The sequence below is a fragment of the Streptomyces sp. NPDC086549 genome, assembly GCF_044746205.1.
In the GTDB taxonomy this organism is placed as follows: Bacteria; Actinomycetota; Actinomycetes; order Streptomycetales; family Streptomycetaceae; genus Streptomyces.
Genome location: NZ_JBIVBS010000008.1, coordinates 275,234 through 296,960 on the forward strand (window position 1 = coordinate 275,234; position 21,727 = coordinate 296,960).

General features: G+C 71.8%; 19 protein-coding genes. 9 read left to right on the forward strand and 10 right to left on the reverse strand.

Translation table 11 applies throughout. From position 1 onward, the window contains the following. The first annotated feature begins 40 nt into the window (after positions 1-40). Positions 41-274, forward strand: coding sequence for a hypothetical protein (locus ACIPSA_RS25890; RefSeq protein ID WP_402638381.1), 234 nt, complete (start codon positions 41-43; stop codon positions 272-274). 20 nt (positions 275-294) lie between these two features. Here the strand turns inward: ACIPSA_RS25890 and ACIPSA_RS25895 are convergent, their stop codons facing one another. Further along, on the reverse strand, positions 295-966 hold the full coding sequence (locus ACIPSA_RS25895) for a histidine phosphatase family protein (protein WP_402638382.1): 672 nt from the start codon (positions 964-966) through the stop codon (positions 295-297). Between the two features lie 173 nt (positions 967-1,139). Continuing rightward, entirely contained in the window at positions 1,140-1,532 is a 393-nt protein-coding gene (locus ACIPSA_RS25900; protein WP_402638384.1) for an ArsR/SmtB family transcription factor, read from the reverse strand. Between the two features lie 134 nt (positions 1,533-1,666). Here ACIPSA_RS25900 and ACIPSA_RS25905 point away from each other — a divergent pair, with 134 nt between their 5' ends. From ACIPSA_RS25905 to ACIPSA_RS25925, 5 genes are all read left to right on the forward strand, one after another. After that, positions 1,667-3,646: a heavy metal translocating P-type ATPase gene (locus ACIPSA_RS25905; RefSeq protein WP_402638386.1), complete on the forward strand. Its 1,980-nt coding sequence runs from the start codon at positions 1,667-1,669 to the stop codon at positions 3,644-3,646. Next, on the forward strand, positions 3,643-4,038 hold the full coding sequence (locus tag ACIPSA_RS25910) for a (2Fe-2S) ferredoxin domain-containing protein (protein WP_402638388.1): 396 nt from the start codon (positions 3,643-3,645) through the stop codon (positions 4,036-4,038). Before ACIPSA_RS25905 ends, ACIPSA_RS25910 begins: the two co-directional genes overlap by 4 nt. A 402-nt stretch (positions 4,039-4,440) precedes the next feature. Further along, the gene (locus ACIPSA_RS25915; RefSeq protein WP_402638389.1) at positions 4,441-4,710 is read left to right on the forward strand and encodes a hypothetical protein; all 270 of its coding nucleotides are present in this window, start codon (positions 4,441-4,443) and stop codon (positions 4,708-4,710) included. Between the two features lie 410 nt (positions 4,711-5,120). Next, positions 5,121-5,729, forward strand: a complete 609-nt coding sequence (locus tag ACIPSA_RS25920) for a flavin reductase family protein (RefSeq protein WP_402638391.1) — start codon at positions 5,121-5,123, stop codon at positions 5,727-5,729. A 95-nt stretch (positions 5,730-5,824) separates the two neighbouring features. Then, entirely contained in the window at positions 5,825-6,586 is a 762-nt protein-coding gene (locus ACIPSA_RS25925) for a hypothetical protein (RefSeq protein ID WP_402638393.1), read from the forward strand. Between the two features lie 60 nt (positions 6,587-6,646). On the opposite strand, the gene ACIPSA_RS25930 is transcribed toward ACIPSA_RS25925, so the two are convergent. From ACIPSA_RS25930 to ACIPSA_RS25955, 6 genes are all read right to left on the reverse strand, one after another. Then, positions 6,647-8,506, reverse strand: a complete 1,860-nt coding sequence (locus tag ACIPSA_RS25930; protein ID WP_402638395.1) for a M1 family aminopeptidase — start codon at positions 8,504-8,506, stop codon at positions 6,647-6,649. 247 nt (positions 8,507-8,753) lie between these two features. Next, entirely contained in the window at positions 8,754-9,248 is a 495-nt protein-coding gene (locus ACIPSA_RS25935) for a hypothetical protein (protein WP_402638396.1), read from the reverse strand. Next, complete coding sequence (locus tag ACIPSA_RS25940) at positions 9,232-9,723, reverse strand: RNA polymerase sigma factor (RefSeq protein ID WP_402638397.1); 492 nt, start codon at positions 9,721-9,723, stop codon at positions 9,232-9,234. Before ACIPSA_RS25940 ends, ACIPSA_RS25935 begins: the two co-directional genes overlap by 17 nt. Before the next feature lie 86 nt (positions 9,724-9,809). Then, on the reverse strand, positions 9,810-10,427 hold the full coding sequence (locus ACIPSA_RS25945; RefSeq protein ID WP_402638398.1) for a class F sortase: 618 nt from the start codon (positions 10,425-10,427) through the stop codon (positions 9,810-9,812). Next, a complete protein-coding gene (locus tag ACIPSA_RS25950) occupies positions 10,424-10,813 on the reverse strand; it encodes a sortase-dependent protein (protein ID WP_402638399.1) in 390 nt (129 codons plus the stop codon). Before ACIPSA_RS25950 ends, ACIPSA_RS25945 begins: the two co-directional genes overlap by 4 nt. 144 nt (positions 10,814-10,957) lie before the next feature. Next, positions 10,958-13,420, reverse strand: coding sequence for a SpoIIE family protein phosphatase (locus ACIPSA_RS25955; protein WP_402638400.1), 2,463 nt, complete (start codon positions 13,418-13,420; stop codon positions 10,958-10,960). A gap of 161 nt (positions 13,421-13,581) precedes the next feature. On the opposite strand from ACIPSA_RS25955, the gene ACIPSA_RS25960 reads away from it, so the two are divergent. Together ACIPSA_RS25960 and ACIPSA_RS25965 are read left to right on the forward strand one after the other, a co-directional pair. Beyond that, a complete protein-coding gene (locus ACIPSA_RS25960; RefSeq protein ID WP_402638401.1) occupies positions 13,582-14,229 on the forward strand; it encodes a class I SAM-dependent methyltransferase in 648 nt (215 codons plus the stop codon). Positions 14,230-14,412: 183 nt separating this feature from the next. Continuing rightward, positions 14,413-16,479 carry a SpoIIE family protein phosphatase gene (locus tag ACIPSA_RS25965; protein WP_402638402.1) on the forward strand — a complete coding sequence of 689 codons (2,067 nt, stop codon included), beginning with the start codon at positions 14,413-14,415 and terminating at the stop codon, positions 16,477-16,479. A 12-nt stretch (positions 16,480-16,491) separates the two neighbouring features. Here the strand turns inward: ACIPSA_RS25965 and ACIPSA_RS25970 are convergent, their stop codons facing one another. Beyond that, on the reverse strand, positions 16,492-18,753 hold the full coding sequence (locus ACIPSA_RS25970; RefSeq protein WP_402638403.1) for an ATP-binding protein: 2,262 nt from the start codon (positions 18,751-18,753) through the stop codon (positions 16,492-16,494). Positions 18,754-19,042: 289 nt separating this feature from the next. Then, positions 19,043-19,855, reverse strand: a complete 813-nt coding sequence (locus tag ACIPSA_RS25975; protein WP_402638404.1) for an intradiol ring-cleavage dioxygenase — start codon at positions 19,853-19,855, stop codon at positions 19,043-19,045. Positions 19,856-20,013: 158 nt separating this feature from the next. On the opposite strand from ACIPSA_RS25975, the gene ACIPSA_RS25980 reads away from it, so the two are divergent. After that, the gene (locus ACIPSA_RS25980) at positions 20,014-21,573 is read left to right on the forward strand and encodes a M1 family metallopeptidase (RefSeq protein WP_402638405.1); all 1,560 of its coding nucleotides are present in this window, start codon (positions 20,014-20,016) and stop codon (positions 21,571-21,573) included. Positions 21,574-21,727: the final 154 nt, after the last annotated feature.

Here is a 21,727-nt window from a genome sequence, read left to right on the forward strand (position 1 = left end):
ACTCCTGGTGAGGGTAGGAGCTTTGGCGGGAGTGGTAGTGATGCCGAAGATCCTGACAGTGGAGTTGTCGGCCGAGCAGCAGGCCGAGGTGCGTCGGCGGCTGAACGAGCGTGACCTGCCGTGCAACGAGCGGCGGCGGTTGGAGTGCATCCGACTGCCGGGCCGCGGCCTGATCCTCGTCGCCCAGGGGCAGGACATCGGCGAGGAGTTGGAGGAGTTCGGCCGGCAGACCATTCAGCGGTCCCAGGTGTCGTCAGCGTCTATAGGGAACTGACGGAATTCGCTGCGCAGGGCTTACCTGCTGTCGGCGAAGATCGCTTCCCGGGAGGTACTTGATCGTTTCCCGTCGGCCCGGCGGGCAGGCATCGCTGACTGCGAAAGAAGCCCTCGCCCGGCCTCCCGTGGGGTGACGACGTAGCCGAGCCGTACGTCCCAGTGGCCACGTCCCCGGGTGAGGGTGACCGTGGACAGCGGCGGCACAGTGAGATGCCAGAAGGCTCTTGCCGGTACACCCAGAGCATGGATGAGCGCGGCCCGGATCACGGCTGCTTCGGTGATGGCCACGGTGTGGGCCGTGTCGGGCGCCATGCCGCTCAGCCAGTCCGCTGTCCGGCGGCACAGCCGGCGTACGGACTCACCTTCGTGTGGTGTGGCATCCGGGTCGGTGAGCCAGGCGGTGAACCCGTCCGGATCGGTTGCGGCGACGTCGTCGACGGTGCGACCGCTCCATGTGCCGAGGTCGAGATCGTGCAGCGCAGGCTCGGACGCTGCCGCCAGGCTGAGGGCGTCAGCGGTCTGCGCGCAGCGGACCGAGGGGGCCCGGACAGCCGGCCCATGGGGAGGGAGCGCTGCTCCCGCGGCGCCCGCCTCGCGCAGGCCGCGCTCACTCAGAAGAGCGTCACCGAGGAGTGGATCCAGGGTGGCGTCACCGCCGGGCGCACACAGGAACGTCAGTCGGATCGTCATCGGACGGACCTCCTTCTTGGCCCGGCACGGCTGCCGCCACGTCGGGAGTCGTACGCTCCAGGGTCGGCAAAAGCCTCCCGGCGCACCATCCGCCTGATGTCCGGAACCACCCCGCCGGTCGGCCGACGCGACTCCGCCACCCGGCCGAACTCGGCGTGACCCGTCCGTTCTGCTCAGTGCGCCTCAGCGGCGACCGCGGTGGTTGGGGTGGCTGGGGTGTCACGCAGGCCGAGGCGCAGGTGCTCGACGTGGTACAAGGCCTGCTCCAGGAGCTCGGCGACGTGGTTGTCGTACAGCGCGTAGATGACCGAGCGGCCCCGGCGCTCGCCGGTGACCAGGCCGAGGTTGCGCAGCAGCCTGAGCTGGTGGGAGCAGGCAGACTGCTCCATGCCGACGGCGTCGGCCAGCTCGGTCGCCGCGCACGGACCTTCCTGGAGTCGGGCCAGGATCCGCAGCCGGGACGGCGTCGCCAGCGCCTGGAGAGTGACCGCCACGTCGGCGGCGCCCACGGTTTCCAGGCGCTCTCGCGCAGTGGCGGTGGTTTCGGCATCAGCTCCATGGCCCATGGCCCACATCCTACGGAGAGTGACCCATGAACACATGAATGGGTCTTCATGTGGTCCTGTATGGTAGGGAGCGCGGAGCCGGTGTCCCGGCGGTCCGCCCGCTTGCCGTACCGCCGTGAAGGACCTGCATTCCCGTGACGTCCACCCTCACCCCGCCCTCGACCGACCGGGCTGCCCGCGCACCGGAGGGCGGTGCGCCCCGGCGTCGTACCCGTGTCCTCGCCCTGCCAGAGGCGCGCTGGGCGGCCGCAGCCACTGTCTTCTTCCTGGTCGCGCTGCCGTTGCAGCTGACCGATGCCCCCGTGTGGGCATGGAGCACGCTGTACGCGCTGACCTACGCGTCCGGCGGATGGGAGCCGGGCTGGGCGGGACTCAAGGCTCTGCGGGAGAAGACTCTCGACGTCGACCTGCTGATGATCGTCGCCGCGCTCGGGGCGGCGGCCATCGGGCAGGTGATGGACGGCGCCCTGCTGATCGTCATCTTCGCCACCTCCGGGGCGCTGGAGGCCCTGGCCACGGCCCGCACCGCCGACTCGGTGCGTGGCCTGCTCGACCTGGCCCCGGCCATGGCCACCCGCCTGCCCGTCACCGGGGGCGAGGAGACCGTCGCCGTCGAGGACCTGATCGTCGGCGACACGATCCTCGTACGGCCCGGCGAGCGCGTCGGCGCCGACGGCCGTGTGCTGGAGGGGGCCAGTGAGATCGACCAGGCGACCATCACCGGTGAGCCGCTGCCGGTGGCCAAGGAGAAGGGCGACGAGGTCTTCGCCGGCACCCTCAACGGCACCGGCGCCCTGCGCGTGCGCGTCGAGCGGGATGCCTCCGACTCGGTGATCGCCCGGATCGTGCGCATGGTCGAGGAAGCGTCCGAGACCAAGGCACCCACCCAGCTGTTCATCGAGAAGGTCGAACAGCGCTACTCCCTGGGCATGGTGGCCGCCACCCTGGCTGTCTTCCTGGTACCGCTGGCCTTCGGAGCGAACCTGACCGACTCCCTGCTGCGGGCGATGACCTTCATGATCGTCGCGTCGCCGTGCGCGGTGGTCCTGGCGACCATGCCACCGCTGCTCTCGGCCATCGCGAACGCCGGACGGCACGGTGTCCTCGTCAAGTCCGCGGTGGTGATGGAGCGGCTGGGCGAGGTCGACGCGGTGGCGCTCGACAAGACCGGCACGCTGACCGAGGGCACCCCGCGCGTCGCCGACGTGAGGCCGCTGCCCGGATCCGGGGTGAACGAAGCAGAGCTCCTTCTGCTCGCCGCCGCGGCGGAGCACCCCAGTGAGCACCCGCTGGCGCGAGCCGTTGTGGACGCGGCGCGCGAACGAGGGCTCGCTCTTCCGGTGGCGGAAGACTTCGCCTCCACACCCGGCGTCGGAGTACGGGCCACCGTCGACGGGCGCCGAGTCGCCGTCGGGGCACCCGCGTGGGTCCTCGCCGGAGCAACGGACGCCCACTCCACGCGTGCCGCGCTCGTCACCGGCGAGCTCGAAGAAGACGGGCGGACCGCCGTCGTGGTCACCATGGACGGTGAGCCGCTGGGGGTGCTCGGTGTCACCGACCGGCTGCGTGCCGACGCCACCGCCACGGTCGCCGCACTGGTGTCCCTCACCCGAAGCACGCCCGTGCTGCTGACCGGCGACAACTCCCGCGCCGCCGCACGCGTTGCCGCGGAGATCGGCATCAAGGACGTACGGGCCGGCCTCCTGCCCGAGGACAAGGTGAGCGCGGTCCGGGAACTGGCGGACAACGGCCGCAAGGTGATGGTGGTCGGCGACGGTGTCAATGACGCCCCCGCCCTGGCCGCCGCCCACGTCGGCGTCGCCATGGGCCGGGCCGGCTCGGACCTCGCCCTGGAGACCGCCGACGCGGTGGTCGTCCGCGACGAGCTCGTCACCGTGCCCACCGTCATCTCCCTGTCCCGCCGGGCCCGCAGGCTGGTCGTGCAGAACCTGCTCGTCGCCTCCGTCTTCATCGCCGCGCTCGTCCTCTGGGACCTGGCGAGTCACCTGCCCCTTCCGCTCGGCGTCGCGGGCCACGAGGGCTCCACCGTCATCGTCGGCCTCAACGGACTGCGGCTGCTGCGCGAGGCGGCCTGGAAGCGGGCCGCCGCGTGAGCCGCCGCAAGGCCCCGGCGCAGGCGGCGCCCCGCTGCACGGTCACCGTCTGCCGCGGCTGCTGCTGCGGCACGGACAAGATTCCCGGCGTCGATCACGCCGCCCAACTCGCGGCGCTGAGAGCGGAACTGGGTACGGTCGCGCAGGTCCGGGCGGTGAACTGCCTGGACGCCTGCGAGCACGCGAACGTCATCGTCGTACAGCCGTCTTCCGAGGGCCGGGCCGCGGGCGGCCGGCCGGTGTGGCTCGGGCTGGTCAACGACCCGGACGCGACACAGGACATCGCAGCCTGGGTACGGGCGGGAGGGCCGGGGCACGCGGATCCGCCAGGAGTCCTGGACCTGTACGAGTTCACACCCTCTCGACGCGTACGGCGGGCCGTGGAGGGTTGATCACCGCCGGTCTCGCCGGGGCACGTGAAGTCCGTCGGCAAGGTGATGGTGGCTGTGCCCAGCCGCCGGGCACCTGGACGGCGTCCGCGTGCACGGGCTCGCCGAGGCACGGCTGGTTGCGGTACGGGCGGGGCTGTTCTCGGTTCTCGGTACGGCGGTTGCGGGTACTGTCCACCAACTGGCGTTCGACTCCGGCCCTTCGCGGGGTGTGCGCGCAGCCGCGGCCCTCGTCCTCTTCGCTGTCGCACCACCCGGCGCGGGGCAGGAGAAGCGGCTGGCCTGGCAGCTGACGCTCGCCGCCGGAGCGCAGGTGGCCGTGGGTTACTGGTTCGTGCGGGCCGATGACGCGCTGCGCTGCCGGCGCACGCGGTATGGCCGTCCTCCGTCGATGCGGGCTGGCCGGTGGTCGTCGCGCACGTGCTGCTGACGGTGTTGTGCGCCGTGCTGCTGCACGGCATGGACACCTGTCGCCGGCGCGTGCTGTGCGCGGCCGGACGGGAACTGCTGCGGCGGTTGTTCGCGCCGATCTGCGTGCCGCTCGAGCTGGCCGCGGGCACGGGCGTCGAGCGGCGTCCGGGATACGGGGACGACCGTGCGTCTCCGGTCGTGACCTTCCTGGCCGACGCGGTCGTGCGGCGCGGCCCGCCCCTCCCTTCGCCGCTCCCGGCCTGACGTTCGGCCGTCGAGCGGTCTCCGCCCGAGGAGGCGGAGGACCTGAGGGACTTCCTGGAGCAGGCCGCGAATCCTGAGGTGGCCGAGGCGATCAATGTCATCTGCGGTCAGTTCGAGGCGGCACGCCCCAACGAGCCGTCGGCCCGGCTGGTACACCGGCCAGGCCGGCAGGTGGAAGCGCGTGAACGAGGACACCCCGGGCACGGTATTTGAGCAACACGGCCATGGTCGGTCGTGAAGCCGACAGCGGCGGCAAGGTCGAGCGGAGAGATCGGTTGGGTCATGACGGTGGTGCTCCAGGGCTCGTGCCTGCCGACATCGGGCACTTTGCGTCGGAACCAGGGGCTTGGCGGTGCTGCGATCCAGGGCTAGAGTCCGCCGCCCACGTGCTGACCTGGATACTTACAGGCATGCGCGTTGACTTCGATCCCCAGGCCATGGCCACCCACGACTTCTACCGGCTCCTCACCGCGGTGGTGGTGCCGCGGCCGATCGCTTGGGTGTCCACGGTCAGCCCGGACCGCTTTCTACCGAACCTCGCACCGCACTCGTTCTTCACGGTCGCCAGTACCGATCCGCCCATCGTCCAGTTCACCTCCGTGGGACGGAAGGACTCGCTGCGCAACGTCGAGGAGACACGCGAGTTCGTCGTCAACTTCGCTCCCGAGCCGCTCTTCGAGCAGATCAACGCGACGGCGACCGACTTCCCGAGGAAGGAGGGCGAGTTCGACGCGGTGGGCATCGAGCGGGAACCGTCGCTCCGGGTGCGTCCGCCCCGGGTGGCCGCCTCTCCCGTGGCACTGGAGTGCACGCTGCACGCGACTCTGGGACTGGGCAACTCCACGGTGGTGCTCGGCCGGGTGGTGCACGCCGTCGTCAACGCGGACGTCCTGGTGGACGGCCACCCCGACATCGGACTGCTGCGGCCCCTGGCCCGGTTGGGCGGAGACGAGTGGGGAACCGTTGGCGAGGTCCACGATCTGCCCCGCATCCGGTATCGGGACTGGCCCCGCGACTAGGTCCTGTCCCAAGTGCTCGCAGCCGGGGCCGTCTTCGGGTAAGTTGGCGATCTTCGGGGGCCGGGTGCTCCCGGAGTCCTCGAAAGTCCACGTCCATGACGAACCCCGACCGGACCCCGGCAGCGCTGCGCCTCGACGCGGCACTGGACGGCCTGGCGACCACCTTCCGGGGCATGACCGCCCACCCCGACGAGAACAACTGTGAATGCCACTGGGGCAGCGCGGAGGAGCTGGCGCAGCTCAAGGTGCCGGGCACAGTCCTCGACCCCGACCTCCTTCGGCGCACCTGGCAGGCCATCGACTGGAGCGACCACGCATCCGTGCTTCGCCGGATCCTGCCCCAGTTCGCCACGGCCCTCGTCCAGGACCGCGCCGAGTCCGTCTTCGCACTGGAGGCGGCGGGTCGTGCGTTCGCCCTGGGCCACTGGCAGCAGTGGCCTGCCCAACAGGCCGAGGCCGTACGGGAGTTCCTGGAGGCCTGGTGGGTCCGCACGCTGGTCACGCCGGAACCCGCCGTGCCCGCGCACGAGGTCCTTGTGCTGACAGCCGAGGCGGCGGGCACGGTGACCCCGTGGCTGCACATATGGGAGGCCACGACCGGCCCTGTCGCCGATCATCACCTGGCCGAGGCGGCGGCAGAGTGGGAATACGAACTCCTCCGCGACGAACTGCCCTGGCATGCCTGGGAGAACGGGGAGGAGATGCGCGCCGGGCTGACGGACTGGCTCGTCCGCCACGCTCTGGGCCGGCTCCGTGCCTGTGGCGCTTCCGAGGAACTGCTGCACCGCATACGGCTCCTCGGGGTCACCGGCCCGGCCCGCTGGGAAGACCCGCACTGGCCCGATCGTCCCTACTGACGCACGTATGGGCCGCGGCCGACGCCACGCGGGCGCCGGCCGCGGCCGATCCGTGCCGGGTCAGCCCTCGATGCGGTGCTGGGTCCAGAACGAGGTCAGGTCCGTGCTGGTGGCGGCCTGGGCCGCTGCCTTGAACTCGGCCGTGGTCGAGACGCCGTACCAGTGCGAAGTGGCGTAGTCCTTCAGGAGTTTGGCCATCGCGGTGTCACCGAGTACGCGACGCAGATCGTGCAGGGCGCACTTGCCGTAGCCGTAGATCACGGTGGAGTACCGGGACGAGTTGGCGTCCCAGTAGGCCATCGAGTTGGTGATCTTCTCGTTCGACGAGGCCCACGAGACGCTGTTCCAGCAGCTGGTGCCGGTCTTGTTGAGCGCCAGGTCGGTGGCGTAGTCGGTGAACGCCTCGTCCAGCCAGGGGCTGTTGTACTCGTCGTCGCCGACGATGCCGTACCACCACTGGTGGGCGATCTCGTGGGTGAGCGCCGTGGTGCTGACCAGGTCGAGCACGAAGCCCGGGTACTCCATGCCGCCGAACCAGAAGTTGTTGTCGATCACCGCGTCCAGTTCGCCGTACGGGTAGGCGCCGAACCGTGCCGCGTGGGCGTCCACGGCGGACTTCGCGGTGGTGAGCATCGACTGCGCGCTGGACGAGCTGATGCCCGAGACGGAGTAGATGTTCACCGGGACACCGGCGGTCGAGGTGCCGGAGATCTTGGTGAAGGGCCCGGCCGCCCAGGCGAAGTCACGGACCTGGGAAGCGGTGGCGGTGGTGACCGTACGGCCGCTGGAGCCCGAGGTGTCGACCGAGGTACCGGTCGCCGGCACCAGCAGGGTGCTGGGGTGGTCGAGGGTCACCTTGAAATCCGCGGCCAGTGAGTAGAACGACTCGCCGTTGTTGGTGTACGGGTCCAGGTGCCAGCCCGACCCGTCCTTGACCGCGAGCACCGGCAGGGCGTTGCCGATGAAGCTGAAGGACCCGTCGTAGCCGAAGCGGTCGGCGCCGCTGGGGACGGTGATGCCCAGGTCGAAGCCGATCGTGGCGGTCTGCCCCTGTGCCAGCGGCGTCGACAGGTCGATCTTCAGAGCCGTGCAGGCGACGGAGAGGGCGCCCGCGGTGCCGCCGGTGACGTTGCTGACCGTGATCGGCGGCGCCGAGCACGTGCCGTGGTAGTTGTCCCACAGCCTCAGGTAGACCTCGCTGAGCGCGGTGGAGGAGGCGTTGGTGAAGGTCGCGCTCTCGTGGCCGGTCCACACCGTGCCGCTGGTGTTGCTGCTCAGGCTGACCGTGTACGAGGGTGCGGACGGGGTCCGGGTGGAATCCGCCGGAGGGGTCGTGCCGCCGGAGGTGTCGAGGGCGATGTCGTCGAGGACGAAGCTGGTCTGGAGGCTGGAGTCCTCGGTTCCGGTGAAGGCGAGGTTCACGGTCTGGCCCGCGAACGCCGACACGTCGAAGGACTTCTGCACGTAGCCGGTGTTCTTGTTCAGGTTCGAGTACGTGGCCAGCGTGGTGCTGCCGATCTTCGCGGTCAGCTTGTCGTAGGCGGTCGACGAGGTCGTCTCGGCGGTGTCGATGTGGAGCCAGAAGGTGAGGGTGGCGGTGCTGCATCCGGACGGGATCGTGACGCTCTGCGAGAGCGTGTCGGTGTGGGTGCTGCCGACTCCGTTCAGCCAGGCGAAGCTGGTGCCGCCGTGGGCGGTCTGACCGGTGCGGCTGGTGATGACGCTGGACGAGGACTGGGTCCAGGACGAAGTCCCGCTCTCGAAGCCGCCGTTGGTGACCACCTGGGTCGGGGTGCAGGCTGCGGCGAGAGGGGCCGTGGGCGGCTGGGCGGCCACCGGGGTGGCGGAAAGCGAGACGGCGGCCAGCGCGGCGACGGTGAGTACGCTCGCGGCGACGGCCTTGTGGGGGGTTGATCTCACACGGAACTCCTTTGCGGCGGCCGGGTTCACGGCCTGCTCGGTGACCGCCCGGCCGGCTTGGGTGCGCCGGAAGGCAGCCTCGGGTTGCGCGTCTTGATGGGCGATCACTCTTGCTGGGACTCAGCCGCGGTCCCTGGGGATGGGGCAACGGCCGTCTGAAAGCGTGACAGATTTGATCGGAACATGCCATGAAGATGGAGGAAGTGTGATGCCGCCCATCGGGTCGCCCCCGCGGCTCCGCCTGTGGTCAGGGGCGGCTCTCGGGAGCAGCGGTCGCGGTCCGCGCCGTCGACGGCTGCTCCCCCGCCTGGGACGGTGTCACCGACGGGCCGGGGGTGGGCACTGCCGATCCGCTGGGGGCCCGGGTACTGCCGGCCGGCTCCCTCGTGGTGGGGCGAAGGGTGCCGGGCTCGGGCGAAGCCACCACTGAGGGCGACGCCGACGGGGCGGAAGGCGTCGCACGGCCGCTCGCGGGTGGCGGTGCGAGCGGGACCGCGGGGGACGCGGGCGACCCGGGCGACCCGGGTGTCACGGGGTGGAGTTGCAGCGCGATGAGCACTGCCACGGCGCAGGACAGGCCGGCCCCGGCCGCGGCACGGATCAGCCGGCGGCGGGCCGCGGCGCGGCGGATCGCCTCGTACCGGCCGGGGGGCGGGCCGAGGAAGTCGGACGGGGGCCGCAGGATGACCGCGAGGGGGTCGTCGGGTTCGAACTCCGGGCCGTCGTCAAAGCGTGTGGTCAAGGCTTCTCCTCAAGTGGACGCGGAGCAGTTCTCGGGCCGCGTGGAGGTCGGCCTTGATGGTTCCTTCCTTGCGCCCGGTCAGCACGGACACCTCCCGGATCGGCATGTCAGCGTAGTAGTGCAGCAGGATCGGGACGCGCAGTCGCTCCGGCAGCGACTGCACGAGCAGGCGCACCGAGGGGTCGGTCTGTTCGTCGTGGGGGCGGACGGCGGCCTCCGAGGTGGCGCGGCGCATGGCCTTGCGCTCGCGCTCCAGCTTGCGCCAGTGGTCCCGGACGAGGTTCGCAGCGGTCACGTAGAGGAAGCCGCGCGGCTCCTCCACGGACGTCCAGCGGGCCCAGAGCCGGGTGAACGCCTCCGAGGCGACCTCATGGGCCGTCTCGTCGTCGTCGACGAGACGGCGGCACCAGCCGGCCAGGCGTGGGTAGAGGGCGGCGAACAGCTCGGACGCTGCCTTGTCGCGGGACCGTTTCAACGCTCTCCAGGGTCGTGTCGCATGCGTAGGAAATGATGCCGGGCCGCCGGCGTACGTCCCGTCGGCCCGGTGTCCGTCCGGGAGGGTCAGGGGTTCGCGGAGCTGAGCGTGGCGAAGACGATCACGTTGTCGAGGTATCCGTCGCCGGTACGGGGGCCACCGCAGGTGATGAGCCGCAGCTCAGGACGGTCGACGTCCCCGTACACCTCGTCCGCCGGGAAGCGCGACTTGGCGACCGTCCGTACGGCGCCGACGGTGAACTCCGCGGCCGTGCCGTTCTCCAGCCGCGTCACGATCCGGTCGCCGCGGCGCAGCCGCGCGAGGTGACGGAAGACCCCGTCCCCATAGGCGCCGACCGTGACATGACCGAGGATGACCGACGGGCCGACCTGCCCCGGCGTCGGCGAGTGCCGGTACCAGCCCGCCCGGTCGTGCGCCGTGACAGGAGGCACTTGCACTGTGCCGTCCGGCTCCAGCCCCAGCCGTATGACCGGGGTGTCGACCCCGACGGCCGGGATCCGGAGCCTGACCGGGGCCGAACGCCCCAGGGCGTGCACCGCGTTCGCGGAGGCCGGCGACGACGACGGCGGTGGCGTACCGGTGGAGCGTGAGGCCGCCGCCCGGGGGCTCCCGGGTCCGCCGCAGCCGACGAGCAGCGAGGCCGTCGCCGCGGTGGCGAATGCGCGCCTGGAGAGCGGGGTCATGCCCCGGTCGCCCGCCGGCGACGCACGACGAGGACCGCCCCGCCGCCCGCGACGAGCGCCGCGGCGGCGCCCCCGGCGATCAGGCCGCCCTCGGAGCCGGACCCCGAGGACGCGGCCGTCACGCCGGTGTCGGGCGCACCGCTCGGTACGACGGAGACCTGGCTCGGGGCGGGCGCCCGGGTGGGTTCGGCGCTGGGCGCCCGGGTGGGCTCGGCGCTGGCCACCACGCTCGGTTCGGCACTCGGCGCCTCGGTCGGGGCGGCACTCGGCACCTGGGTCGGGGCTGCGGAGGGGACCGGGGACGCCCCGCCGGCGAACGCGGGCACGGCGCCGGCCAGGACGGCGGTGCACGCAAGTGCCAGGACGCTGGGGACAGTTCGGCGCATGGAGTCGCTCTCTCTCGTCGGTCCGCCCGGTACCCGGGGGGACTGTGTTGCGGATCGAGCGGAGAGACGAGGCGGCGCACGGGCAGGTTGTAAAGAGATGGCAAAGCCGTCGGGCGGTTCAGCCGTCCGCGGTCGCCGTCCTGTTCACGGGATCTCCTGTTCGGCCCAGATGACCTTTCCCCCGGCCGTGTACCGGGCACCCCAGCGGTGGGTGAGCTGCGCCACCAGGAAGAGGCCGCGGCCGCCCTCGTCCGTGCTCCGGGCGTGCCTGAGCCGAGGGGCGGTGCTGCTGGCGTCGGCCACCTCGCAGGTCAGCCGGGAGTCGCGGAGCAGGCGCAGCCGTATCGGCGGTGCGGCATGGCGGATCGCGTTGGTGACCAGCTCGCTCACGATGAGCTCGGTCGTCATGGCCAGTTCCCCGAAACCCCAGGCTTCCACCTGGCGAGTCGCCCCGCCGCGGAGGTCACCGACGGCGGCCGGGTCCACGGGCACGTCCCACGAGACGACGTGGTCGGCGCCCAGCGCATGGGTGCGCGCCAGGAGGAGGGCGACGTCGTCGGGTTGCGGCCCGGCCACGAGTCGCTCCACCGCGGACGTGCACAGGGTGTCGAGGTCGGAGCCGGACCGGGACAGCGCCTGGCCGAGCCGGGCCATGCCGGACTCCATGTCGCGGTCCGCCCCCTCGATGAGGCCGTCGGTGTAGAGACCGAGCAGGCTGTTCTCGGCGAGCTCGATCTCGGTGGCCTCGAACCCCATCCCGCCCAGCCCGAGCGGTGGCCCGGCGGGGGGCTCCGGGAAGTGGACCCGCCCGTCGGGCTCGACGACCACGGGGGGCGGATGTCCGGCCCGGGCCATGGCGCAGCGCCTGGTGACCGGATCGTAGACGGCGTACAGACAGGTCGCCCCGAGGAAGGCGGTCGCGCTCCGCCCGGCCGCCTCGTCGCTCCCGTCCTCCTCGCTCAACCGGATTACGAGGTCGTCGAGATGGGCCAGCAGATCGTCGGGGGGCATCTCCATGTCCGCGAGGGTCTGCACCGCGGTGCGCAGCCGGCCCATGGTCGCTGCCGCGCCGATGCCGTGACCGACCACGTCGCCGACGACGAGGCCCACCCGGGCACCGGACAGCGGGATCACATCGAACCAGTCGCCACCGACCCCGCCGGAGGCGTCCGCCGGCAGGTAGGAGGAGGCCACCTCCAGCGCCGTTCCACCGGTCAGGGCCTGGGGCAGCAGACTGTGCTGCAGGGTGACCGCTGCCGTGTGTTCCCGGGTGTAGCGGCGGGCGTTGTCGACGCACAGCGCCGCTCGCGCCACCAGTTCCCGGGCCAGCAGGACGTCGTCGGGCTGGAACGAGACGGGGTTGAGCGACCGTGCGAACGTGGTGAGGCCCAGGGCGGTGTTGCGCGCCCGCATCGGCACGGAGATGAGTGAGTGCAGCCCGAACTCGCGCATGCTCTCGGTCCTGGCGGGCTGTTCGGCGACCCAGAGTTCGTCGGCCGGGTCGAGCACCGGGATGAGGATCGGCTCGCCGTCGACGAGCAGGTCCCCGCCGTACGGCGGGGGGAGGAAGTCCACCCGGTCCCCGACGCGCGCCACGGCTTCCGGGCAGCCCTCCCTCACCGAGCTCATTCCGGCGCGGCGCATCTCCGGCCTGGCGGGGGCCGGGCCCGCGTCGGTGAGCCACGTTCCGTGCCCCTCGGTGCTGAGGACGGATTCCAGGAGGTCGACGATGACGAAGTCCGCGAAGCGGGGCACGGCGAAGTCGGCGAGCTCCTGAGCCGTCCGCATCACGTCCAGGGTCCTGCCGATGCGGGTCCCGGCCTCGTTCACCATCGACACGAGCCGGCGCGCGTTCCACCGCTCGGTGACGTCCTGGACCATGCAGCAGATACCGAAGACGGAGTTGTCGGAGTCCAGCAGTGGGAAGAAGGAGGAGGAGTAGGCATGTTGGCGGCGTCGGTCGGCCCAACTCCATCCGAGGAACTCGTAGTCGGTCACCGGCTCTCCGGTCGCCAGCACCCCACGCATCAGTCCTTCGATGGTCTCCGCCTCCAGCCCCGGCAGCAGCTCGCTCAGCCGTCGCCCGAGCCGCTGCTCACGCGGCACACCGGCGAAGCGTTCCAGCGCGTCGTTCAGCCACATGTAGCGCAGCTGCGGATCCATCACCGCCATGCCGACCGGTGAGCGGGTCAGGAAGCCGTCGAGGACCGACTGGCCGACCGTCCACTGCAGCCTCCGCTCCCACGCCGAGAGCAGAAAGCACTCGTCCGCGCCGATCCGGAAGGACGCGGACACCCGCAGATCGATGTCGATGCCGCTGCCGTCGCGGTGCCGTACGGGGACACGGCCGCTCCACCCCATTCCGGCGCGGCACCGCTCCAGGACGCCCGCCACACGTGCCGGGTCTCCGGGCGCCGCCAGCAGACGTGCGGCGGAGCGGCCGACGACCTCCGGCGCCGGGTGTCCGAGCAGTGCTTCGGCGCCCCGGGTCCAGCCGGACACGACACCGTGTGCGTCGACCACCGCCGCCGCGTCGGTGGACGCATCGAAGAGATCGCGCGGTCCTGCGGACGTGGGCGTGTCGGAACCGTTTCGCGCAGATTCCATTGATCCCGTCCTCCACACGACCATGTTCCTGCTTGTCCGCCCGATCCGCACGGCCCGCCCGATCCGCACGGCCCGCACGATCCGCACGGCCCGCACGGTCCCGCGGCGGGCGGCCGGCGGCGGGCGGCCGGCGAGGGACACGCTCCGTACGCTGGGGCCGTATGAAGGATCTTGGTAGCCAGATCGCGTACTGGAACGGCGCCGGTGCCACGAAGACGTTCACCCACCCGGTGAACCCCAACTGGCTGGCGGGGGTGAGCCGGACCGCCAGGGTCCTCGACTACGGGTGCGGATACGGCCGTGTCATGGCTGAGTTGACGGGACACGGCTTCTCGGACGTGTCCGGGGTGGATCCGTCCTCCGCCCTGATCGCGCGAGGCCGTCGGCTCGGGCCCGACCTGCGCCTCGACGTGCTGACGTCCCCGCCGGCACTGGCCCACGAGGCAGCGGTCTTCGATCTCGTCCTGCTGTTCGCGGTGCTGACCTGCGTGCCCGACGACGACGCTCAGCGGGCACTCGTCACCGAACTGCGCCGCGTGCTGGCACCCGGAGGGCTGCTCTACGTCAGCGACATGGTCCTCCAGGACGACCGGCGCAACCGGGACCGCTACGCCGCCCACGCCGAGAGGTTCGGCACGCCCTACGGAGTGTTCGCCACCGGCGACGGAGCGGTGTGCCGGCACCACGACATCGCCGGCCTGCGCGCCCTCCTGTCGGATTTCGACCCCGTCCACGAGCGCCGGATCGACGTCACCACGATGCATGGTCACCGGTCGACGGCGGTACAGCTGCTGGCCCGCGCACGGTGAGGCTCCACTCCACCGATCTTCTGACCTGGACATGTCGGCACTGCGCCGGTGGGCAAGCGGCGCGGCCCGAGGCAGCATGGGAGTACCCGAGGCAGCATGGAAGTACCGGGAGCCAGAACCCTGGCATGCGGCACTGCCGGCACAGGTCGGCATGGACTGCCGACCGCTCGAGGAGGATCTGGGATGACAGCCGAATCCTTCGAGCCCAGCAGCGACGTGCCGGGCCCCCAGCCGGTGCGGCCCACCGGTCTGCTGGACCTGTTGAGTGTCGCCGCGGTGGTCCTCAACGCCGACGGACGCATCGTCTTCTGGACCCCGCAGGCCGAGGAGCTCTTCGGCTACACCGCGGAAGAGGCCCTGGGCAAGGAGGCGGCGCGCCTGCTGATCCGCCCCGAGCACCTGCAGTCCGTCGCGAGTCTGTTCGCGGAGGTGCTGACGACCGGCCGGAGCTGGGCCGGCACCTTCCCCATCCGGCACAAGGACGGCAGCACCCGCCTGATGGAGTTCCGCAACATGCGGCTGCTGGACGACCTCGGCGAGGTCTACGCCCTCGGCATCGCGGCCGACCATACCCTGCTGCAGCGCGTGGAGACCGACCTGGCCCTGTGCGAGCGGTTGATCAACCAGTCCCCCATCGGCCTGGCCCTCATGGACCCCGACCTGCGCTATCTCCTGGTCAACCCGGCGCTGGAGCGTATCGACGGCATACCCGCCGAGGACCACATCGGCCGCCACATGAGGGAGACCCTGCCCTTCGCCGACGTCGACACCATCGAGTCCGCCCTGCGCCAGGTGCTCACCACCGGCACCCCGCTGCTCGACCAGTACCACGTCGGCAGGCCCCCCTCCGACCCCGACCACGATCACGCCTGGTCACTCTCCTTCTACCGGTTGGAGGACCCCGGGGGACGGATCCTGGGCGCGGCCGCCTCGGTCGTCGACGTCACCGAACGGCACCGCGCGGCCATCGAGGCCGACCGGGCCCGGCGCCGCCTGGCCCTCATCGCCGACGCCTCGACCCGGGTGGGCACCAGCCTGGAGGTGGAGCAGACCGCCCACGAACTGGCCGAGATCGCGATTCCCGAGCTCGCCGACGTGGTCGCGGTCGACATCCTCGACTCCGCCCTGGCGTGCCGCAGCAGCCGTAAACCGGACGAAGGCCCGGAGCTCTTCCGCGCGCTGGCTCTGAAGGCGGCCCGCCCCACCGTGGCACTGCAGGCCGCCGACCGTCCCGGTGACCTCGCCGCCTACGACGGGGACCGTCTCGTCACGCTGTGCGTCCACTCCGGCCGACCGGTCCTGGTGCGTCACGTGGGCGGCGACGATCTACGGCGCATCGCCCGCAACGCCGAAGCCTCCGAGCTCCTGGCCCGAGCCGGCGTCCATTCCTATCTCGCGGTGCCGCTGATCGCCCACGGCGAGGTCCTCGGCGCGCTCGACCTCAAGCGCACCCTCAATCCGATCCCGTTCGACCAGGACGACGTGGTCCTGGCCAGTGAGCTGGCCAGCCGCGCCGCCATGTCCATCGACAACGCCCGCTGGTTCCAGAGCGTGCGCAACACCTCCCTCACCCTCCAGCGCAGCCTGCTGCCGGACCACCCGCCGCACCACACCGGCCTGGAACTGGCCTCCCGCTACCAGCCCGCCCAGTCGACCAGCGAGGTCGGCGGCGACTGGTACGACGTCCTCCCCCTGGCCAACGACAGGACCGCCCTGGTCGTCGGAGACGTCATGGGCAACGGCATCGACGCCGCCGCCACCATGGGCCGGCTGCGCACCGCCACCTGCGCCTACGCGGACCTCGACCTCGCGCCCAGCGAGGTGCTCCAGCACCTGGACAAGATCACCTGCGATCTGGAGCACTACATCGTCACCTGCCTCTACGCCGTGTACGACCCGCACACGAGGCAGTGCCACATCGCCAACGCCGGACACATGCCGCCCGCGCTGGCCGGCCCCGGCCACGCCCCCACACTGCTCGACCTGCCCGCCGGGGCCCCGCTCGGCGTCGGCGGTGTCCCCTTCGAGACCACGACGAGGGATCTCGGCTCCGGCGACCTTCTGGTCCTGTACACCGACGGCCTCGTCGAGACCCGGAACCACCCGATCGACGACCGCCTGAACGTCCTCCTGAGCTTCCTCGACGAGCCGCACCGGCCCCTGGAGGAGACCTGCGACCTTCTGCTGTACGGCCTGCGCAACCCCGAGGACCACGACGACGTCGCCCTCCTCGTCGCCCGGACCCTGTAGGCCCACGCACCCTCAGGAAACGTCGCCGGCCCGTGCGGCCGCCCACAGAGCGATCTGGGTCCGTGAACGCAGGCCCAGCTTGTCGCGGACCTTGTCCAGGTGGGTGGCGACGGTACGAGCCGAAAGACCGAGCCGCTCCGCGACCTGCCGGTTGGTCAGTCCTTCGGCGACGAGTTCGGCCACCATGAACTCCCTGCCCGTGAGCGGGGACCGGTCCGCGAGGAACGCCGTGGCGTCCGTCGCCGTACGGGGGCCGCCGCCTCCCGCGCGAAGGGCGTACGCGACGAGCCGGTCCCCGCGCAGCCCGCGACCGCCGCTGACGGCAGCGTCCCGCGCGGCCGCCGACAGCCGGGTCCGCGCACGAGCCGCCGTCTGCTCCATCCGCCGACGCCACGGGGCCTCCGGCTCGGTGTCCAGCCGACTGCGTGCCTGCACGCTCGCCTCGTACAGCCGCAGGGCCCGCCGCATGTCGCCGCTCTCGGCGGCCACGAGGGCCAGCCCCTCGACGGGGTACAGCGCGTGGAAACTTGCTCCGGGGACGATCCGCAGCACTTCGGCGAACAGCGCCTCGGCACTGTCCAGACGGCCCAGGGCCAGCCGCACGGCGCCGGCGGTGTGCAGGGCGGCCGCGGCCCGGCTCCAGTGCGCGTGTGCCGTCAGGGCCGGCAGACAGCGTTCCATGAGCGCGTCGGCCTCGGCCTCCCCGCCCGCCTGGAGCAGGGCCCAGGCCAGGTGATGGGTGCACCAGGCGGTGTCGTGCGGTCTGTCGAGCGCGGCGACGACGTCCAGGCACTCGCGCAGGTCCGCGACGGCCTCGGCGAATTCACCGCGGCACAGCCGTGCCGCCGCCCTCGCGTCCAGGGCGTTGGCGAGTCCGGCGGGGTGGTCGCGCACACGCTCCAGGCTCACCGCCCGCTCGCCGAGGCGCAGTGCTTGTACCGGGTCGGCCTGCTGACAGGCCACGCGCGCGGCGAGCGCCGACGCCGCGCCGCCGAGCGCAGACCCGTCGGCCTCCCGCAGGAGTCCGTCCAGCAGCGCACGGGCGGCGGACGGCTGCTCCTGCTGGTAGTGCACGCGAGCCAGTTCCAGCGTCAGCCGCATGTGCGCGGCACCGTCGGGACCGGTGGTGCCGGCCAGCGCCGCCGCGAGATTGTCCCGTTCCATGATGAACGGACCGCCGGCCTGGTCGGCGAACACCTCGTCACCGGCGCGGTCCGCGAGACCGCTCAGCCACTTCAGGGCCCGTCGCCGTACGGTGTGCTGCTCACCGGATGCGAGCAGTCGCTCCATGGCGTAGGCGCGGATCGCGCCCAGCTGCCTGAACCGGGCGGGCTGTGTGTCACCCGGCAGACGTACGATCAGTGACTTGGCCTCAAGAGCGCACAGGATGCGCAGGATGTGCCGCGGCGCGATGTCACCGTCGGCGCAGACCGCCTGCGCCGCCGCCGTGCCGAACCCGCCGACGAGCACCGCGAGCCGCCGGAAGACGGCCTGTTCCACCGGATCGAGCAGCCGATGACTCCAGTCGATCGCGGCGGCCAGCCCGTTGTGGCGACGGGGGCCGGTCCGGCTTCCGTCGGTGAGGAGCGACAGCTGGAGCAGCTGGTCGTCGAGTCCCGCGAGGATGTCGGCTGGCGGAAGGGTGCCGACGCGGCGCGCCGCGAGTTCGACGGCGAGCGTCAGACCGTCCAGTCGGCGGCATATCTCGGCGACGGTCGCTCCGTTGGCACGCCGGAGCGTGAATCCGGGCGCACGGCTCGAGGCGCGTTCGACGAACAGCCGGACGGCGTCGGAGCGCAGGAGGGCGGTCGGGTCGTCCCCGGCGTCGGGCGATGGCAGGGACAGCTCGCCGACCCGGAACACGGTCTCTCCGGGTACCCGCAGGGCCTCCCTGCTGGTGGCCAGGATCCGCAGCCGGGGGCAGCCGCTCAGCAGGGTCGCCGCGAGCCGGGCACACGGTTCGGCCAGATGCTCGCAGTTGTCCAGGATCAGCAGGCGGGCGGTGTCCCCGATCGCCCGGACCAGAACATCGGTACCGGATCGCCCCGCCCGTTCGCCCACGGCCAGCGCGGTGGCCACGGACTGCGCGAGCGGGGCGCCGTCGTGCAGCGAGTCGAGTTCGACCAGGTCCACCCACGCGTGGCGCGCGGGCAGACCCTTCGCGAACTCAAGCGCCAGCCGTGTCTTGCCGACGCCGCCGGCGCCGGTCAGCGTGAGCAGGCGCGAGGTCCTCAGCAGGGTGCGCAGGTGCGCGAGTTCCTGCCGCCGCCCCACGAAGGAGTCGAGCGCTCCTGGCAGGGCACGGCCCGGTTCCGGCGTGGCGGCGTCCGGCGCGCCGGGCCGCTGCCTTCCGGAGTCCCCGCGCGCCGAACGCTGTCTGAGCGCCCGCTGTCTGCACGCGTTGGAGCAGTACCGCGCCGGTCGGCCACCGTGCGGTCGCGTGGTCAGTGCGGAACCGCATAACTCACATGTTCGACGCCGGCTCATCCCCGATTCCTGGCCGCGGGTTCCCGCGGCGAAACCATCGGGGCCCACCGGGTCGGCCACCGCTCCTGAGCGCGCGTCAGGGAGTGGCGGCGGGATCGACACCGAGTACGACGGTGCCGGTCACTCCCTTGCCGAGGTCGCTGCCCACCTGAGTGATGGTCAGCAGGGTCGAGGACCCGCCGTTGCGGTAGATGCCGTCCCTCGCGTTGAGCGTGCGGGTGGCGGTGTTGTTCCGGTAGGGGGCCAGGGCGGCGACCTTGGTGTTGTACGTCTCCGGGAAGTAGAGCTGGCCCGTGTGGGAGACGTGGCCGCCGTGGTAGGTGCCATTGGACACGATGCCGCCGGCATGGGTCTTGACGTGGATGTGGAGGGCACGGCCGACGTACCAGCCGGGATAGACGGTGGTGAATTCCGCGACGCCGGCGGAGTCGGTCAGCTGCACGCCCCGCAGGAAGGTGGTGTCAGGGGTGGAGCCGCCGGCGACGTAGCCGGAGTAGACGCCGAGCGCGTCGCAGTGCCAGATGTCGACCGCCGTGTTGGGCAGCGGGAAGCAGGTCGCGATGTCGACGACGGTCACGCGAAGGGTGAGCGGCACGCCTGCCTTGCCCTCGGTGATGTTCTTGCGGACCGTCTCCAGGTTCAGGTAGTAGGGCCCCTCGGTCTGCTCGGGCGTCAGGACGCAGGCGGCGGCCGGGCCGGCGGCGGGCCGGACCGTGGCGTTCCGGTCCGCTGCCGCCGCGCGGACGGCAGGGATCCCGAGGGCGGCCGCACCGAGGGTGGCGCCGCCCAGGGTGGCGATGACGGATCTACGGGTGGCGCCGTTCGCGGCGTCGGCCGCCTCAGGGGCACGCTCCGGCTCCGCGGAGTCGTGGTGGGGGGTGTCAGTCATGTGGTGACGATGACGCGTGCGGCGGTCCATGGGATCGGTCGGACGACCGATGAATCGGCCGCGTTACGAAACCCACCGGGGGTACGGCCTGGTCCATTCGAGCGTTCGGCACGAGGACACGAGCAGTTGATAGGAATATTTACTGACATAGTGCGGCCATGGAGACCACGACCGCCGGCGGCCGAGACGGTGAGCGCCCCCGCCGCGGACTCCGCAGCCGCCGAGCGGCCCTCGCGCTCGCCCTCACCGGTGCCGGCGGGGTTGCCGCTGCCGTCGTCCTCGCCGGCACCCCGCCCCACGGGAACCACCGCTCCCCCGCCCCCGGGCCCTCCGCCGTCACTTCGGGCGAGGCCCCCTCCCCCGGCGCCCGGGGCATCGGCGATCCCCTCGAGCCGCTCGACGGCAACGGCGGATACACGGTGCGCAGCTACGCCCTCGACTTCGACTGGCGGGCGCCCAGGACGCCCTTCGAGGCGAGCGCCACCATCAGCGCCACCGCCACCCAGGCCCTGTCCCGCTTCGACCTCGACTTCGCGGGGAACACGCTGCACACGGTCACCGTGGACGGCACGCCGGCCACCGCCGTGCGCGACGGCGACGAACTCGTCGTCACTCCCGCGAAACCGATCCCCCACGGCGGCGCGTTCACCGTACGGGTCACCTACACCGCCGACCCGACGCAGCAACGGCACCGCGACGACGCGGTCCAGGACTACGGCTGGGTGCCCACGACCGACGGCACCATGCTGTATGCGCAGCCCGACGGCGCCAAGATGATCTTCCCGGCGAACGACCACCCGAGCCAGCGGGCCCGCATCACCTTCGGCATCACCACGCCACCGGGCCTCAGCGGGGTGGCCAACGGACAACTCGTCGAGCGCGTGAGGCAGCCCGACGGACGCACCCGGTGGACGTACGACTCCGAGGAGCCGGTCGCGGCGCAACTGGTCCAGATGGCGATCGGGAAGTTCACCTTCGTCCACAGCACCGGCCCGCACGGACTGGTCGTCCGGGACGTGGTCGCCGACGGCATGGTCGACGGCACCGAGGCGTACCGCTCACTCACCCCCGAGCACCTGGCCTGGCTGGAGCAGCGGCTGGGGCCGTACCCGTTCCGCCGCTACGGCGTGCTGGTCGGCGACACCGACCTGCCGGTGGCGCTGGAGACGCAGTCGCTGTCCGTCGTACCCGGGGAGAGGCTGCTGGGCGACCGGGTCGACGCCGAGCGGGACCTCGTGCACGAACTGACCCACCACTGGACCGGCGACAGCGTCGCCATCCGGCGGTGGTCCGACCTGTGGCTGAGCGAGGGACACGCCCGCTTCTACGAACGTCTCTACTCGGACACGCACGGCGGCCCCGACTTCGAGGACGCCATGCGGGCCGCCTACGAGCAGCACGACCAGTGGCGGCACGACGACGGCGCGCCCGCCGAACCCACCGAGCCGGCCCTGTTCAGGAGCATGCGGTACGACGGCTCGGCACTCGTGCTCTACGCCCTGCGGGAGAAGGTCGGCGAGGAGACCTTCGAGAGGATCGAGCGGGCCTGGGTGACGAGGTACCGGGGCCGGGCCGCCGGGACCCGGGACTTCGTCGCCCTCGCGTCCGAGGTCGCGGGCCGCGACCTGGCCCCGTTCCTGACCCCGTGGCTGTACGGGGCACACACCCCGCCCATGCCGGGGCACCCCGACTGGCAGGTGGACCCCGTCCAGGACTGACCGTCAGGCCGTCCGTGCGGGAGCGCACTTGGTGCCGCCGACCGGGTGGCCTCTGCCGGGTGGCTGGTCCAGGCCGGTGACGCTCGGCGCGACGGGGCGTGCGGGGCACGGAATCGTACAAGGGGTGGCGTCAGGGGCAACTCCCTTGTCCTGG

What these genes read in the sequence shown, in the direction of transcription:
- ACIPSA_RS25950 (WP_402638399.1), bottom strand. Translation starts at nt 10,813, where the DNA reads ATGCGCCGAACTGTCCCCAGCGTCCTGGCACTTGCGTGCACCGCCGTC.
- ACIPSA_RS25965 (WP_402638402.1), top strand. Translation starts at nt 14,413, where the DNA reads ATGACAGCCGAATCCTTCGAGCCCAGCAGCGACGTGCCGGGCCCCCAG.
- ACIPSA_RS25920 (WP_402638391.1), top strand. Translation starts at nt 5,121, where the DNA reads ATGCGCGTTGACTTCGATCCCCAGGCCATGGCCACCCACGACTTCTAC.
- ACIPSA_RS25925 (WP_402638393.1), top strand. Translation starts at nt 5,825, where the DNA reads ATGACGAACCCCGACCGGACCCCGGCAGCGCTGCGCCTCGACGCGGCA.
- ACIPSA_RS25960 (WP_402638401.1), top strand. Translation starts at nt 13,582, where the DNA reads ATGAAGGATCTTGGTAGCCAGATCGCGTACTGGAACGGCGCCGGTGCC.
- ACIPSA_RS25955 (WP_402638400.1), bottom strand. Translation starts at nt 13,420, where the DNA reads ATGGAATCTGCGCGAAACGGTTCCGACACGCCCACGTCCGCAGGACCG.
- ACIPSA_RS25975 (WP_402638404.1), bottom strand. Translation starts at nt 19,855, where the DNA reads ATGACTGACACCCCCCACCACGACTCCGCGGAGCCGGAGCGTGCCCCT.
- ACIPSA_RS25890 (WP_402638381.1), top strand. Translation starts at nt 41, where the DNA reads ATGCCGAAGATCCTGACAGTGGAGTTGTCGGCCGAGCAGCAGGCCGAG.
- ACIPSA_RS25900 (WP_402638384.1), bottom strand. Translation starts at nt 1,532, where the DNA reads ATGGGCCATGGAGCTGATGCCGAAACCACCGCCACTGCGCGAGAGCGC.
- ACIPSA_RS25980 (WP_402638405.1), top strand. Translation starts at nt 20,014, where the DNA reads ATGGAGACCACGACCGCCGGCGGCCGAGACGGTGAGCGCCCCCGCCGC.
- ACIPSA_RS25945 (WP_402638398.1), bottom strand. Translation starts at nt 10,427, where the DNA reads ATGACCCCGCTCTCCAGGCGCGCATTCGCCACCGCGGCGACGGCCTCG.
- ACIPSA_RS25895 (WP_402638382.1), bottom strand. Translation starts at nt 966, where the DNA reads ATGACGATCCGACTGACGTTCCTGTGTGCGCCCGGCGGTGACGCCACC.